Below are 15,066 nucleotides of genomic sequence, written 5' to 3' on the forward strand. Positions count from 1 at the left end.
CCCATTGGAAGCTTGCCTATGTCCGCCCCTCGCGTCAGTTTCGTTAGCCTTGGATGTCCGAAGGCGCTCGTGGATTCCGAGCGCATCATCACGCGCCTGCGCGCCGAAGGCTATGAGATCGCCCGCAAGCATGACGGCGCCGATCTCGTCGTGGTCAACACTTGCGGTTTCCTCGATTCCGCCCGCGACGAGTCGCTCAACGCCATCGGCTCCGCGCTTTCGGAAAACGGGAGGGTCATCGTCACCGGCTGCCTCGGCGCCGAGCCGGAGGTGATCCGCGAAAAGCATCCCAATGTGCTGGCGATCACCGGGCCGCAGGCCTATGAGAGCGTCATGGCAGCCGTGCATGAGGCAGCCCCGCCCTCGCATGATCCGTATATCGACCTGCTGCCGCCGCAGGGCGTCAAGCTGACGCCGCGCCACTACGCCTACCTGAAGATCTCGGAAGGCTGCAACAACCGCTGCACCTTCTGCATCATTCCCGCCCTGCGTGGCGATCTCGTTTCGCGCCCGGCCGCCGATGTGCTGCGCGAAGCCGAAAAACTGGCCAAGGCAGGCGTCAAGGAACTCCTCGTCATCTCGCAGGACACCAGCGCCTACGGCATCGACATCAAGTACCAGACGTCGATGTTCGGCGACCGCGAAGTGCGCGCGAAATTCCTCGATCTCTCCGAGGAGTTGGGCAAGCTCGGCATCTGGGTGCGCATGCACTATGTCTACCCCTACCCGCATGTCGCCGACGTCATCCCGCTGATGGCCGAAGGAAAAATCCTTCCCTATCTGGATATCCCGTTCCAGCATGCCTCGCCGCAAGTGCTGAAAAACATGCGCCGTCCGGCACATGGCGAAAAGACGCTGGAGCGCATTCGCGGCTGGCGTGACGTGTGCCCGGATCTCGCTATCCGCTCGACCTTCATCGTCGGCTTCCCCGGCGAGACGGATGAGGATTTCGAGATGCTGCTCGACTGGCTGGACGAGGCCAAGATCGACCGCGCCGGCTGCTTCAAATACGAACCGGTCAAGGGCGCCCGATCCAACGACCTCGGCCTCGAACAGGTACCGCAGGACGTCAAGGAAGCACGCTGGCACCGCTTCATGCAGCGTCAGCAGAAAATTTCGGCGACGCAGTTGGCCAGGAAGGTCGGCAAGCGCCTACCGGTACTGATCGACGAAGCCCATGGCAATTCGGCGAAGGGCCGCACCAAATACGACGCGCCCGAGATCGATGGCTCGGTCCATATCCAGTCGCGCCGCCCGATGCGTGCCGGTGACATCGTCACCGTCAAGATCGAGCGCGCCGACGCCTACGACCTCTACGGTTCGGCCGTCTGAGCGTTCCGTCACTTTCTCCCGGCAAATGAAAAGGGCGCCTCGCGGCGCCCTTTCCTGTTCGAAATGTGATGCGCCGCTTACTGCGGCAGCTTGTCGTCGACGCCCTTCACGTAAAAATTCATGCCGAGCAGTGTGCCGTCATCGGCGACTTCACCGTCCTTGAGCCACGGTGTACCGTCCTGCTTGGCGATCGGTCCGGTGAAGGGGTTCCAGCCGCCGGCGATCTTCTTCTCGGTTGCCTCGGCCATCGCCTTCACGTCGTCGGGCATGTTGGTGTAGGGCGCGAGCTTGACCGCGCCGTCCTTGATGCCGAGCCACACATTGTCCGGCTTCCAGGTGCCATCGATGGCTGCCTGCACGCGGCTGATGTAGTACGGACCCCATTCGTCGGTCAGCGAGGTCAGCTGCGCGTTCGGCGCGAACTTGATCATGTCGGACGACTGGCCAAAGCCATGCAGCTTGCGCTCCTCGGCGACCTGCAGGGCGGCGGTCGAATCGGTATGCTGGACGATGATGTCGGCACCTTGATCGAACAGCGCCTTGGCGGCGTCGGCTTCCTTGCCCGGATCGAACCACGAATTGACCCAGACGATCTTGGCCTTGAAGTTCGGGTTGATCGACTGCGCGCCGAGCATGAAGGAGTTGATGCCCATCACCACTTCGGGAATCGGGAAGGAGACGATGTAGCCGGCAACGCCGGACTTCGATTCCTTGGCGGCGATCTGGCCGAGCACATAACGGCCTTCGTAGAAGCGTGCGTTGTAGATGCCGAGATTGTCACCGGTCTTGTAGCCGGTGGCGTGCTCGAACATCACTTTCGGAAACTTCTTGGCGACCTTCACCTCGGCATCCATGAAGCCGAAAGAGGTGCCGAAGATCAGCTTGCAGCCTTCGCGCGCCAGACGCTCGAAAGCACGGTCGGCATCGGGACCTTCGGAGACGTTCTCCAGATAGGCGGTCTCGACCTTGTCGCCGAGCGCCTTCTCGACTTCGAGCCGGCCCTGGTCGTGCTGGTAGGAGTAGCCGAAATCGCCGATCGGGCCGGTATAGACCCAGCAGGCCTTCAACTTTTCGGCAGCCTCCGCGGACGCGGCCAGCGACAGTGCCGCTGTCGTCGTCATCAGGGCAATAAGCAGTTTTTTCATCGTGTTACCTCTCTGTGTTAAGCCTTGGAGCTTCCCGTCTTTTTGTTTTTGTCAACGATCCGGAACGAATGGCTGCCCCAGGGATGCCGGCGTGTTCATCATCGTCAGACGCTTGTTGCGCGAGATTAGAACGAGAACCACGACGGTTGCCAGATAGGGCAGAGAAGAAAGCATCTGCGAGGGCACCGGAATGCCAAAAGCCTGTGCATGAAGCTGGCCGATCCACACCGCGCCGAAGATGTAGGCACCGGCCAGCACCCGCCACGGCCGCCACGACGCGAACACCACCAGCGCCAGCGCGATCCAGCCGCGGCCCGCGGTCATGTTCTCGACCCACTGCGGCGTGTAGACCAGCGACAGATGGCCGCCGGCAAGACCGGCGCAGGCCCCACCGAAGATCACCGAGAGATAGCGGTAGCGGATGACCTTGATGCCGAGTGCGTGCGCCGAGGTGTGGCTGTCGCCGATCGAGCGCAGCGTCAGCCCGGTCCGCGTCTTGAACAGGAACCACATGACGGCGGCGGTCAGCACGATCGAGATGTAGAACACCGGATCCTGGCCGAACAGCAGCTTGCCCACGACCGGGATGGCGCTCAGGCCTGGAATGTCGAGATTGGGCAGCCTGACACCGGGCTGGCCGACGAAGCTCGTGCCGATCATGCCGGAGAGGCCGAGGCCGAGCAGCGTCAGCGACAGGCCGGTCGCCACCTGGTTGGTGGCCAGCGACAGCGTCATGACGGCGAACAGCAGCGAGAACAGCGCCCCCATGGCGATCGCCGCCAAAAGGCCGATCCAGGGCGAGCCGGTCAGATAGCCGGCCCCGAAGCCGCCGACCGCACCCATGATCATCATGCCTTCGACGCCGAGATTGAGCACGCCGGAGCGCTCGACCACCAGTTCGCCGATCGCAGCGATCAACAGCGGTGTCGCCGCCGTCGCGATGGTCAGGAGGATGTTGACGGTGATGTCCATCAGCGGGCTTCCTTCAACTTCGGTGCAGCGTCGAGCTTTGCCGCGCCTTCTTGTTCCGTCAGCGCCAGGCCGATCAGGCGGATGCGGTAGTGGATGAGCGTGTCGCAGCCGAGCACGAAGAACAAAAGCATGCCCTGGAACACCCGCGCCACCTTGTCGGAAATGCCGAGCGCGCTTTGCACCGCCTCGCCGCCGAGATAGGTCAGCGCCAGAACCAGGCCCGCGGCGATGATGCCGAGCGGATTGAGGCGGCCGAGGAACGCCACGATGATGGCGGTGAAGCCGTATCCGGGCGAAATCACCGGCTGCAATTGTCCAATGGCGCCGGAGACTTCAGAAATGCCGGCAAGTCCGGCCAGCGCGCCCGACAGCAAGAAGGCGAAGAACACCATGCGGCTGAGGCCGAAACCGGCAAAGCGCCCTGCCCGCGGGCTGGAACCCAGCACACGCACCTCGAAGCCCTTGAGCATGCGACCCATCAGGATCCAGATCAGCACCGCGGCAACCAGCGCGAAGACAAAGCCCCAGTTGGCACGTCCGGCGTCCGGCATCAGTTCCGGCAGCACGGCGGAGTCGCCGAACTGGATCGTCTGCGGGAAACCATGGCCCTGCGGATCGCGCCATGGGCCGCGCACCAGCCAGTCGAGGAAGAGCTGGGCGACATAGACCAGCATCAGGCTGGTCAGGATCTCGTTGGTGTTGAAGCGGGTCTTCAGAAACGCGGGTATCGCCGCATAGGCCGCGCCGCCGACCATGCCGAGCAAAAGCATCAGCGGCAACACCAGCGGGCCTTCGAATTGCGGAAACAGCACCGGAATGGCCGAGCCGAAGATGGCGCCGAAAATAAACTGGCCCTCGGCGCCGATGTTCCAGATGTTGGCCTTGTAACAGACTGACAGGCCGACCGCGATCAGGATCAGCGGTGCCGCCTTGATCGCCAGTTCATGCAACTGCCAGACCTGGCTGATCGGTTCGATGAAATAGATCCGGAACGCGGTCAGCGGATTGACGCCGAGCAGAGCGAACAGAATGGCACCGGCGATGATCGTCAGGGCGAAGGCGATGAACGGCGACAGGGCTGAAAACAGCGCGGAGCGCTGCGGGCGTTTGACGAGTTCGAGGCGCATCATGCCGTCTCCAGCGTATGTTCGGCGTGGCCGGGCTCGGCGCCGCCCATTAGCAGGCCGACCTTCTCGAAGGTTGCTTCGGCGATCGGCATCGGCTTGGACAATTCGCCATTGTGCATGACCGCGATCGCGTCCGAAATTTCGAACAGCTCGTCGAGATCCTGGCTGATCACCAGCACCGCCGATCCGCTGCGCGACAGTTCGATCAACGCCTGGCGGATGTGTGCGGCGGCGCCGGCGTCGACGCCCCAGGTCGGCTGGTTCACCACCATGACGCTGGGCCGGCGGTCGAGTTCCCGGCCGACGATGAATTTCTGCAGGTTTCCGCCCGAAAGAGCCGCAGCTTCCGGATCCGGCGCGCTCTTGCGCACGTCCATCGCCTCGATGATGCGTTGGGAGGCAGCGTAAATGGCGCCGCTCTTGACCATTCCACCGGTGCCGACAAACGCCTTGCCGTCAGTGGCATGGCGCGACAGCAAAAGGTTTTCCGAAAGTTTCATGCGCGGCGCCGCACCATGGCCGAGGCGCTCTTCCGGCACGAAGGCGGCACCCAGCAAGCGCCGTCCGGTGATGGTCAGCCCACCCGCATCCTTGCCGCGGATGCGCACCGAGGCGGCATCCTGCTGCAACACTTCGCCTGAAACGGATTCGAAGAACTCGCCCTGCCCGTTGCCGGCGACACCGGCGATGCCGATCACCTCGCCGGCACGGACATTGAGGCTGATGTTCTTGAGCGGAATGGAGAACGGCGTTGCCGGCTTGCGGGTGAGACCGCGGACTTCAAGCAGCGGCTGCGCGGTCTCGATCCCCTCGACCGGGGCACGCACCACGGCCTGCACCTCATTGCCGACCATCATGCGGGCGAGCGAGGCGGCTGTCTCCTCGCGCGGATTGCAATGGCCGACCACCTTGCCGTGCCGCAATACGGTGGCGCGGTCGCAGATGCGCTTGACCTCTTCCAGCCGGTGCGAAATGTAGAGGATCGATTTGCCTTCCGAGCGCAGCCGCTCCAGCGTCTCGAACAGCTTGTCGGCTTCCTGTGGCGTCAGAACCGAGGTCGGCTCGTCCAGGATGATGAGCTGCGGCGTCTGCAGCAGGCAGCGGATGATCTCGATGCGCTGGCGTTCGCCGACCGACAGGTCGCCGACCAGCGAATCCGGATCGAGCGGCAGGCCGTAGCTGTAGGAAAGCGCCCTCGCCTTGGCGGCGATGCTGCTGATGGGCGAGCCGTCGTCCAGGGAAAGCGCGATGTTCTCGGCCGCGGTCAGCGCCTCGAAGAGCGAAAAATGCTGGAACACCATGCCGATGCCTAGCTTCTTGGCGACACCCGGGCTGGTGATCCGCGCCGCCTGGCCGTTCCAGAAAATCTCGCCGGAATTGGGCTCCAGCGAGCCGAACAGCATCTTGACCAGCGTCGATTTGCCGGCGCCGTTCTCGCCGAGCAGCGCGTGGATTTCACCTTTGGCGATGTTGAGATCGATATGGTCGCACGCCGTCAGCGTGCCGAATATCTTGGTCAGGCCACGAACCTCGAGCAGGTTCGCCCCATCGTGATTTGCACTCACAGTGCCTCCCATCTGGTTCACCAGATATGTTCTGTGTTCCCGCAAACATGGTAGGCGCCGCCGGCTCTCAACGGAAAGCGGCACGCGTCTTGAAAGAGCTTCAAGAATTTCAGCGGAAATTCAAGGGATAGCAAGCCCGGCGGGACTAAGGGATGAGAATGGTCGTCCCTGTGGTTCTGCGCCCCTCGAGGTCGGCATGCGCCTTGCCCGCATCCTTCAGCGCATAGCGCTGGTTGATCTGGATCTTGACGGCGCCGCTGAGCACCACTTTGAACAACGCGGCTGCGGAGGCGTCGAGGTCCTCGCGTTTCGCGTTGTAGACGAACAGCGTCGGCCTGGTGGCGAACAGCGAGCCCTTCTGTGCCAGCAATGACATCGAGAAGGGCGGGATCGGTCCCGACGACTGGCCGAAGCTGACGAACATGCCGAGCGGCCTGAGGCAGTCGAGCGAGGCCGGGAATGTGTCGTTGCCCACCGAATCGTAGACGACGTCGCATTTCTTGCCGCCGGTGATGGCCGCGACGCCGGCGACGAAATCCTGCTCCCTGTAATTGATGACATGATCGAAGCCGTGCGCCCTGGCGAGCTCGATCTTGTCGGTCGAGCTTGCAGTGCCGATGACGGTTGCGCCCAGATGTTTCGCCCATTGGCCGAGAATGAGCCCGACGCCGCCGGCAGCGGCATGGAACAGGATCGTGTCGCCCGCCTTCACCTTGAAGGTCCGGCGCAGGAGATATTCGGCGGTCATGCCCTTCAGCATCATTGCGGCCGCCTGTTCGTCACTGATGCCGTCCGGAACCTTGACGACCCGGCTGGCATCGATGACGCGCTCCTCGGCATAGGCGCCTGTCGTTACCGCATAGGCGATCCGGTCTCCAGGCTTCAGCCAGTCGATATCCTGGCCGACCTGCAACACCACGCCGGCGGCCTCGCTGCCCGGAATGAGAGGAAAGCCTCCGGGCGGCGGATAAAGGCCGGAGCGATGATAGACATCGATGAAGTTGAGGCCGATCGCCGTATGCCTGACCAGGATCTGCCCGGAACCCGGTTGGCCGGGATCGGCGTCCTCATAGGTCAGAACTTCCGGGCCGCCATGGGCGTGGATGCGGATAGCTTTGGACATGGACCGGGATTCCTCTGGGAGCGGCTCGTCAGGCCTTTTTGGCGCCGAGATTTGGAAAGAACTGCATGATGCCACCGATACAGGCCAGGTAAAGCCCGGTAATGGTGATGCCGATCTTGATGAAGGTGCTGACCTGTGCGCCCAACACTCCGATCTGGTCGTAGAAGGCGGCAAGTGCCGCCTGTGCGAGAGCAAGCGCGCCGAAGGCGCACCACAAAAGGGTCATTGTGAGATTGATGGGCCGCAGCCGCACGACCCGCACCGGATGAATGAAATTGATGGGGATGAAGGTCAGAATACCGGCTACCACCACCACCGCGAACGATACCCATTGTCCGGGCTCGATGACGAACAGCGTGAACACCACCATGTTCCAGACCACGGGGAAGCCCTTGAAGAAATTCTCCTTCGTCTTCATGCCGGTGTCGGCGTAATAGATCGCGCTGGAGACGACGATGATTGCCGCCGACAGGAACGACAGACCCTCGCCCATGAAGCCGCGCTGGTAGAGCGCGAAGGCCGGGATCAGCACGTAGGTCACGTAGTCGATGATGTTGTCGAGGAGCTCGCCCGACCAGGTCGGCAGGATTTCCTTGACCTCGAGCTTCCTGGCGATAGGCCCGTCAATGCCGTCGACGAACAGCGCCAGCCCAAGCCACCAGAACATTGCCGTCCAGCGTTCCTCACTCGCCGCCACCAGCGACAGGAACGCGAGGAACGAGCCTGACGCCGTCAGCAGATGGACCGAGAACGCCCTCGCCTGCGGCCAGGTGACCTTCTTCTTCGGTCGCGGAATCCGGTCCGTGAGCTTCTTGGCGGCTTTCCGTGCCGCCATGTTCCTGGCCGATGTGTTCTTGCTCACGGGCCCCGCCAATCCAGCTTGCAGATTTCGGCCGAGCGGCCGGCAAAATTCCAGTTGCGGCCAAAGGCTCGCATCTTGCTCTTGTCGGACCTCGCCACGATGATCTCCGGTGCAATCCAGTATTCCGAATTGGTGATCACCGTATCCTTCTCGCGATCCTTGCCCGCGATTGGCGTGACCGCGCCATCGATGATCTTCGGTATCTGGAAGATACGCGTCTTGTCCCGTGTCTCATAGGTGATCGGCACCTGTTCCACACCCAGGAATTTTCCGACCAGGATCGACAGCAGCGATGTGGTTCCGCCGGCCTTGCCGGTGAAAATCCTCGTCAAGGCCTTTACCGCGTAGATCGAGGCGCGTTTGTCGATGAAGAGGCCCGCGGTCCAGTTGCCACGGCTCATGTAGCCGGGGATTTCCATGATCAGCCCAAGGTTGAGGCCGGACAGGTCGACCTCGCCGAAATGGCCGGCATCGATACGGAAACCTGCCCAGGTCTGGCAGTAGCCCTCGGTCGGAGGGTGGCTGCCGAGCGACAGCACGCAAGGGCAAAAAACCGTGCAATTGCAGGAGAGTACGAGCTCTCCTTTCATTGCCCAGCCCTGATCTGTCATTGAATTTCCCCCACTCACAACGAGATTACTAACAGCGCGGCTGCCCAGACAAGCAGTATCGCACCGGCCAGCCGGGTTGGAAGACGGCCCGTGGTTTGTTTTTCAATCAGGGTGAACACGCCGATCAGCGCCATCCAGAAGATGTTCATCACGCCGACTGCGAACATCACCAGCATCAGCGCCCAGCAGCAGCCGAGGCACCAGACGCCTTGCACGGCACCAAGGCGGAAGACGCGGATCGGCGTGGCGCTCCAGTTCGAAAACAGGATCGAGAACGGGTTGCGGCATTTTTTCAGGCAGGCCTCCTTGAGGCCGCTGAACTGGTAGAGGCCTGCAACCAGCAGTGCAAGCGCCCCGGCAACGCCAAGCAGCGGATCGTAGATTTCGCCGGACGCGGCGAATGCATGCACGCCCAATGTCAGCGCCGCAAACAGCATCGAGGCGGCGAGCCAGACACCGAGATAGCCGGCAACCAGTACCAGCGGATGGACGACCGGCTCGCCTTTGATCCGGGCCGTATCGGCGATCTCACAATAGGTGCGGATCATCGGTGCCGCCGACGGCAGCATCGCGGCGACCGCCATCAGGAACCACATCAGGATCAGCGCCAGGGCATGCGGGACGATGCCTGCATCCAGCGGCGCCGGCGACAGGCAGAGCGCGAAGAACCGCTCCAGGAAATCGGGCAGCGGCAGCTGCGGCAGACCGCGCAGGAGCATGTCGCCGGGCGCGCTGCCCCTGGCCTCGGCGCCGCGAATCGCCATCGTGGCCAGCGACGACCAGGCGAGCAGAATGCTGGCGCCGACGACGATATTGACCGTCAAACGCGGGTTGCGCGCAATATCAGCCGTGGCGCGGCCGGCGCGGTCGAGATGGCTGAAATCGTCCTGGGGGCCGGTCATGACACCCGAATGAGCCGAATCGCCGCGTTGATCAAGCCGCATGAACTGACCTATATGCTTCTCGACTGGCAGGTCTGGTGGCCCGCCTCGCATCGCAAGCCGGAAACCGATCTTGGAGCATCACGAAACAGCGCCGATACTGATTGCCGGCACTGGTCCGGCAGGACTGATCGCGGCGCTTGCTTTTGCCGATGCCTGCTTCCCGGTGACGCTGGTGGGGCCCGAGGCGTCGGCCCCCGATGGCCGCACCACGGCGCTGATGAACCCTGCCCTGAAAGTGCTTGAGCGGCTCGAGGTCCTCGAAGTCATCAGGCCCAAGGCCGCTCCCTTGAAAGTCATGCGCATCGTCGACGCGACCAGCCGGCTGATCCGCAGCCCCGTCGTCACCTTCCGCGCCAGCGAGATCGATGAGGACCAGTTCGGGCTGAACCTGCCCAACAGCGTGCTTAGCCCGGCGCTTGCCGACAAGGTCGCCGCCCATTCCGGGATCGAATGGCGCAGGTCGATGGTGAGGACCTGGCATCTCGATGCCGATCGGGCCCATGCCGTCCTCGCCGACGGCAGCGAGGTTGGCGCGTCACTGGCGGTCGCCGCCGATGGTCGCCAGTCGCCTGCGCGCGAGGCGGCAGGCATTTCGACCGGCTCGCACGCCTATCCGCAGGCCGCGCTCGTGCTTAATTTCGGCCATAGCCGTGAGCACGCCTCCACCTCGACCGAGTTCCACACCGAAACCGGTCCGTTCACTCAGGTTCCGTTGCCCGGCAATCGCTCAAGCCTCGTCTGGGTGGTGAAGCCCGAGACCGCCAAGGAGCTTGCCGCCCTGGATGACGCAACGCTCTCGTTGCGGGTCGAGCAGCAGATGCAGTCGATGCTGGGTCGGGTGACGGTAGAGCCGGGCCGCCAGATCTATCCGCTTTCGACCGTGACGCCCCTGCGTTTCGCACGGGACAGGGTGGCGCTTGTCGGCGAAGCCGCGCATGTGTTCCCGCCGATCGGTGCGCAAGGCCTCAACCTTGGCATCAGGGATATTGACGATCTGGTTGGAATTGCAAAAGAAAATAGCGGAGATCCAGGCGCGGCCAAGGTCCTTGCCGCCTACGATTTCAAGCGTCGTCCCGACATTCTGGCGCGCAGCAGCGCGGTCAACCTGCTCAACATGTCGCTGCTCTCCGACATGCTGCCGGCGCAGATGGCACGCGGCGCCGGTCTCGGCGTGCTCGGCGGCTTTGCACCGTTGCGCGCCTTCTTCATGCGCGAAGGGCTTCGCCCCGGCAGTGGTTTTGCAGCACTCGCGGGCGGCCTGCGGAAACCCATGCGGCAGCAGTAGCGATTTTGCGGATTCTATCGCGACATCGCGACATCAATCAAAACCTTTGCGTCGCATTCTGCGTAGCTTGAAGGCGCTCGAACGCTTCGGGATTGAATTGACTCGGAGTCTGCGCCAAATAAAGTCAAGGAATTCAGTGGTGAGTACGATGAAAACGGCCAAATTCGCGATCGGACAGGTGGTTCGCCACCGGCTGTTTCCGTTTCGAGGCATCATTTTCGACGTCGACCCTCAATTCGCCAACACCGACGAATGGTACGAAGCCATCCCCGCCGATGTGCGGCCGCGCAAGGATCAGCCATTCTACCATCTGCTCGCCGAGAATTCGGAAACCGAGTACATCGCCTATGTGTCGGAGCAGAATCTCCTCGAGGATCGGTCAGGCGAGCCGGTCCGCCATCCGCAGATCAAGGAGATGTTCGACAAGAGGCCGGACGGGCGTTACGAGCCGAAACGCCAGTCCAGGCACTGACCTTCCGGCATTCCGGCCGCCGTCAGGAAAGGCCAGACACGAAAAAAGCGGGGCATGACCCCGCTTTTTCATTGGCTTGGGAGCGACCGAAGCCGGTGATCAGTTGGCGGTCTTGGCCTTGTCCTGCTCGTCCTTGAGCTTCTTGGCGAAGTCCTGGTTGTTCTTGGCAACGAAGTCCTGGAGCTTCTTCTGCCGGTCCTCGATGTCCGACTGCTGCAGCGGAGGGCCGTCATAGGCGCCGCTGAAGCCCTGGAGCGCGATCTTGATCGGGTTGGCCTGATTCTGGAAATTGATCGAGGTCAGCGTGATCCCCTGACCCTTCTTGAACGAGGCGACGAGCTGGTCGGTCAGCGGCACTTCGGCCACGCAACGATCCGGAAAGCAGATGACATAGTCGAGCTTTACGGCCTTGCCGGTGTCGATCTGCAGGCCGATGCCGGGAGGCACCAGGCGGCCGGTCGGGACCGTCACCTGAAACACCTTGCGGTTCACCTTGCCCTTGAGTTCGATCAGGCTGACACCGGTGACGAGCTGGCCGTTGCCGGCAGTGACGATGTTCTGGACGTTGCAGATATCAACGTCTTCCTGCTTGGTGCAGGCCTTGAACCAGCCCTGAGGGATCTGTTGCTGCTGCTGTGCGGAAGCAGAGGGAAGTCCTGCGCCCAGAAAGCCGACCACGCCCGCGGCCATGACCGAAAGGCGGTACGCATTGCTGTTCAGGCTCGTCATGTCGTGCACTTCCTCTCAAATAATCCCGGAACCGGCTTCTCTACGCCGTGTGGTCCAGCTACCTGTTGCCGAAATGAGGCAACAGAATGACTTCGGACGGCGTGTTACACTGCAAGCGGTGCCGAATCCAGCCCCGCTCACTTCTAATTCTTGATGACACGATTGGCCGGTACGCGACTGCCTCATGCTAGGCTGCGCACCGAATCATCAAGCCGACCTGTTAAGGAGACGGTCATGGGCCGCGTTCTTGTTTGGCTGGTCACCGCGATATCGCTTTTCACCCTTTCGCTGCGACCGGCCATGTCGGAACCGAAGCATGCCATCGCCATGCAGGGCGAGCCGGCACTGCCGCCCGACTACACCCATTTCGACTACGTCGATCCCGATGCGCCGAAGGGTGGCAACATCACCTATTGTGTTGTCGGCAGCTTCGACAACCTCAACCCTTTCATCCTGAAAAGCCTGCGCACGACGGCGCGCGGCATGATGGATCTGACCTACGGCAACCTCGTTTTCGAACCGCTGATGCAGCGCAACTACGACGAGCCCTTCAGTCTTTATGGCCTGCTCGCCGACAGCGCGGACATGGATTCCGAGCGCAAGTCGATCGAATTCCATCTCAATCCCAATGCAAAGTGGTCGGACGGCGAGCCGGTGACGCCGGAGGATGTGCTGTTCACCTACGATGTGTTCACCGACAAGGGCCGACCGCCCTACAACGCACGCATGAGCCTGATCGCCAAGCTTGAAAAGACCGGTGATCACAGCGTGCGCTTTACCTTCAATGACAAGGCCAATCGCGAAACGCCCATGATCATCGCGCTGACGCCGATCCTGCCGAAACATGCCTTCGACAAGGAGACTTTCGACAAGACAACGCTCAAGCCGCTGATTGGCAGTGGACCCTACACCATTGCCCAGGTGGCTCCGGGCCAGCGCATCGTGTTCAAGCGCAACCCCGACTATTGGGGCAAGGATGTCCCGGCCAAGCGCGGCTTCGACAATTACGAACAGATCACCATCGAATATTTCCTCAACGCCAACGCCAAGCTCGAGGCTTTCAAGAAAGGCCTTTGCGCCATCGACGACGACGGCGATCCGGTCAAACGGGAGCGCGATCTGGATTTCCCGGCCTTCCACAGAGGTGAGGTGGTTTCCGAAACCTTCGATACCGGCATTCCGCCCGTGGTGACCGGTTTCCTGTTCAACACCAGGCTGCCGAAGTTCTCCAATCCGGTGGTTCGGCGCGCGCTCGGCATGCTTTACGATTTCGAATGGGCGAACAAGAACCTGTTCGGCGGCAAATACACCCGCACGATGAGTTATTGGCAGAATTCCGAGCTTTCCGCGCTCGGCCATCCGGCCGACGACAGGGAAAAGGCGTTGCTCGCCCCCTACCCCGGCCGTGTGCCGCCTGACGTCATGGACGGCACCTGGAAACCGCCCGTGACCGACGGTTCGGGCCAGGACCGCAAGGTTTTGAAGACAGCCTTCGATCTCCTGAAAAGCATCGGCTACCACGTGCAGGACGGCACGATGCTCGATCCCGACGGCAAACCTTTCGGGTTCGAGATCCTGACCGCTTCGCAAGACGAGGAGCGCCTGGCCGGCATCTATCAGCGCACGCTGGAGAAGATCGGCATCAATGTCAGCATCCGTAGCCTCGACGGCGACCAGATCCAGTCACGCAAGCAGCGCTTCGATTTCGAGGCTCTGATCGGATCCAGCGGCTTCAGCAATTCACTGTCGCCAGGCTTCGAACAACTCGGGCGCTGGGGCTCCGAGGCGGCCAGGGCCGAAGGTTCGTTCAATCTCGCCGGCGTTGCCGATCCGGCAGTCGATGCGGCGATCGAAGCGATGCTGCGCGCGCGCTCGAAGGAGGATTATGTCGCCGCCGTTCGCGTTCTCGACCGGCTGCTGATTTCGGGCAATTACATGGTGCCGATGCAGTACAACACGCAGCAGTGGCTTGCTTACTGGAATTATCTGGAACATCCGAAGAAGACGCCCATATTCGGTTATCAGCTGCCGACATGGTGGCGCAAACCGAACTGAAAATCCGGAGATCGAGATGAGCGAAGCGAACGCCATAACCGTCGATGTGGTGTCGGATGTCGTCTGCCCCTGGTGCTTCATCGGTCAGAAGCGGCTGGACAAGGCCGTTGCCGCGGCCGGCGACGTCGATGTGCGTATACGCTGGCGGCCGTTCCAGCTCGATCCGACCATTCCGCCGCAAGGCAAGGACCGCCGGGAGTATATGCGGGCCAAGTTCGGCAGCGATGAGCGCATTCGCGAGATTCATGCCCGCATCGAGCCGCTCGGCGAGGCAGAGGGCATCTCCTTTGCCTTCGATGCCATCAAGGTCGCGTCGAACACGCTGGATGCGCACCGCTTGATCCGTTGGGCGGGTGCTGCCGGTGAAGCCGTTCAGAACAGGCTGGTCCGCCGTCTCTTCCAGTTGAATTTCGAGGAAGGCGTCAACATCGGCGACCATACCGTGTTGGTCGAAGCCGCTCGCGAGGCCGGCATGGACGCATCCGTGGTCGCCACGCTGTTGCCGACCGACGCCGATGTCGAGGCGGTGCGCACCGAGATCGCCACGGCGTCGCGCATGGGCATATCGGGCGTGCCGTGCTTCCTGCTTGAAGGCAAATATGCCGTGATGGGCGCTCAGGACGTCGACACGCTGGCTGACGCCATCCGCCAGGTGGCGGCGGCGAAGGCGCGCGGCGAATTGGACAAGGTCGGCTGAAGCCGGTCATTCCTTCGCCTGCGACGAGACCGTTTCAGGTCACTTCTCGGCTCCCGGAAAGGCCGATCGCGCCAGGAATCAGACGTCAAAGGACGGCCGGTTTTCGGGAATTTGGTTAGCCCCAACGAAAAATCGGCTCGCCGGACA

14 protein-coding genes are annotated in these 15,066 nt (G+C 62.2%); 5 read left to right on the forward strand and 9 right to left on the reverse strand.

The window, feature by feature from the left end; translation table 11 throughout:
• Positions 1-18: 18 nt before the first annotated feature.
• A complete protein-coding gene (rimO, locus tag CK227_RS22910; protein WP_095774448.1) occupies positions 19-1,332 on the forward strand; it encodes a 30S ribosomal protein S12 methylthiotransferase RimO in 1,314 nt (437 codons plus the stop codon).
• Between the two features lie 77 nt (positions 1,333-1,409).
• Here rimO and CK227_RS22915 read toward each other — a convergent pair whose 3' ends face one another.
• From CK227_RS22915 to CK227_RS22950, 8 genes are all read right to left on the reverse strand, one after another.
• On the reverse strand, positions 1,410-2,477 hold the full coding sequence (locus CK227_RS22915; RefSeq protein ID WP_095774447.1) for a BMP family ABC transporter substrate-binding protein: 1,068 nt from the start codon (positions 2,475-2,477) through the stop codon (positions 1,410-1,412).
• 51 nt (positions 2,478-2,528) lie between these two features.
• Positions 2,529-3,449 carry an ABC transporter permease gene (locus tag CK227_RS22920; RefSeq protein WP_095774446.1) on the reverse strand — a complete coding sequence of 307 codons (921 nt, stop codon included), beginning with the start codon at positions 3,447-3,449 and terminating at the stop codon, positions 2,529-2,531.
• On the reverse strand, positions 3,449-4,579 hold the full coding sequence (locus CK227_RS22925; protein WP_095774445.1) for an ABC transporter permease: 1,131 nt from the start codon (positions 4,577-4,579) through the stop codon (positions 3,449-3,451). The genes CK227_RS22920 and CK227_RS22925 overlap by 1 nt, the downstream gene beginning before the upstream one ends.
• Positions 4,576-6,153 (reverse strand): ABC transporter ATP-binding protein, encoded by a 1,578-nt coding sequence (locus tag CK227_RS22930; protein WP_179295963.1) that lies wholly within the window; start codon positions 6,151-6,153, stop codon positions 4,576-4,578. The genes CK227_RS22925 and CK227_RS22930 overlap by 4 nt, the downstream gene beginning before the upstream one ends.
• A 133-nt stretch (positions 6,154-6,286) precedes the next feature.
• Entirely contained in the window at positions 6,287-7,264 is a 978-nt protein-coding gene (locus CK227_RS22935; RefSeq protein WP_095774444.1) for a quinone oxidoreductase, read from the reverse strand.
• A 28-nt stretch (positions 7,265-7,292) separates the two neighbouring features.
• The gene (gene pcsA, locus CK227_RS22940) at positions 7,293-8,099 is read right to left on the reverse strand and encodes a phosphatidylcholine synthase (RefSeq protein WP_179295971.1); all 807 of its coding nucleotides are present in this window, start codon (positions 8,097-8,099) and stop codon (positions 7,293-7,295) included.
• Between the two features lie 23 nt (positions 8,100-8,122).
• Complete coding sequence (locus tag CK227_RS22945; protein ID WP_095774442.1) at positions 8,123-8,737, reverse strand: DUF1326 domain-containing protein; 615 nt, start codon at positions 8,735-8,737, stop codon at positions 8,123-8,125.
• Positions 8,738-8,751: 14 nt separating this feature from the next.
• Positions 8,752-9,681 carry a DUF2182 domain-containing protein gene (locus CK227_RS22950; RefSeq protein ID WP_095774441.1) on the reverse strand — a complete coding sequence of 310 codons (930 nt, stop codon included), beginning with the start codon at positions 9,679-9,681 and terminating at the stop codon, positions 8,752-8,754.
• Between the two features lie 70 nt (positions 9,682-9,751).
• On the opposite strand from CK227_RS22950, the gene CK227_RS22955 reads away from it, so the two are divergent.
• Both CK227_RS22955 and hspQ read left to right on the forward strand, forming a co-directional pair.
• A complete protein-coding gene (locus CK227_RS22955; protein ID WP_095774440.1) occupies positions 9,752-10,966 on the forward strand; it encodes a UbiH/UbiF family hydroxylase in 1,215 nt (404 codons plus the stop codon).
• Between the two features lie 148 nt (positions 10,967-11,114).
• A complete protein-coding gene (hspQ, locus tag CK227_RS22960; protein ID WP_019858091.1) occupies positions 11,115-11,438 on the forward strand; it encodes a heat shock protein HspQ in 324 nt (107 codons plus the stop codon).
• 99 nt (positions 11,439-11,537) lie between these two features.
• On the opposite strand, the gene CK227_RS22965 is transcribed toward hspQ, so the two are convergent.
• The gene (locus CK227_RS22965; RefSeq protein ID WP_027046833.1) at positions 11,538-12,167 is read right to left on the reverse strand and encodes an invasion associated locus B family protein; all 630 of its coding nucleotides are present in this window, start codon (positions 12,165-12,167) and stop codon (positions 11,538-11,540) included.
• A 234-nt stretch (positions 12,168-12,401) separates the two neighbouring features.
• Here CK227_RS22965 and CK227_RS22970 point away from each other — a divergent pair, with 234 nt between their 5' ends.
• Both CK227_RS22970 and CK227_RS22975 read left to right on the forward strand, forming a co-directional pair.
• The gene (locus CK227_RS22970; protein ID WP_095774439.1) at positions 12,402-14,222 is read left to right on the forward strand and encodes an extracellular solute-binding protein; all 1,821 of its coding nucleotides are present in this window, start codon (positions 12,402-12,404) and stop codon (positions 14,220-14,222) included.
• A 16-nt stretch (positions 14,223-14,238) separates the two neighbouring features.
• Positions 14,239-14,919: a DsbA family protein gene (locus CK227_RS22975; RefSeq protein ID WP_095774438.1), complete on the forward strand. Its 681-nt coding sequence runs from the start codon at positions 14,239-14,241 to the stop codon at positions 14,917-14,919.
• Positions 14,920-15,066: the final 147 nt, after the last annotated feature.

It is taken from the genome of Mesorhizobium sp. WSM4308, from assembly GCF_002294905.1.
GTDB lineage: Bacteria > Pseudomonadota > Alphaproteobacteria > Rhizobiales > Rhizobiaceae > Mesorhizobium.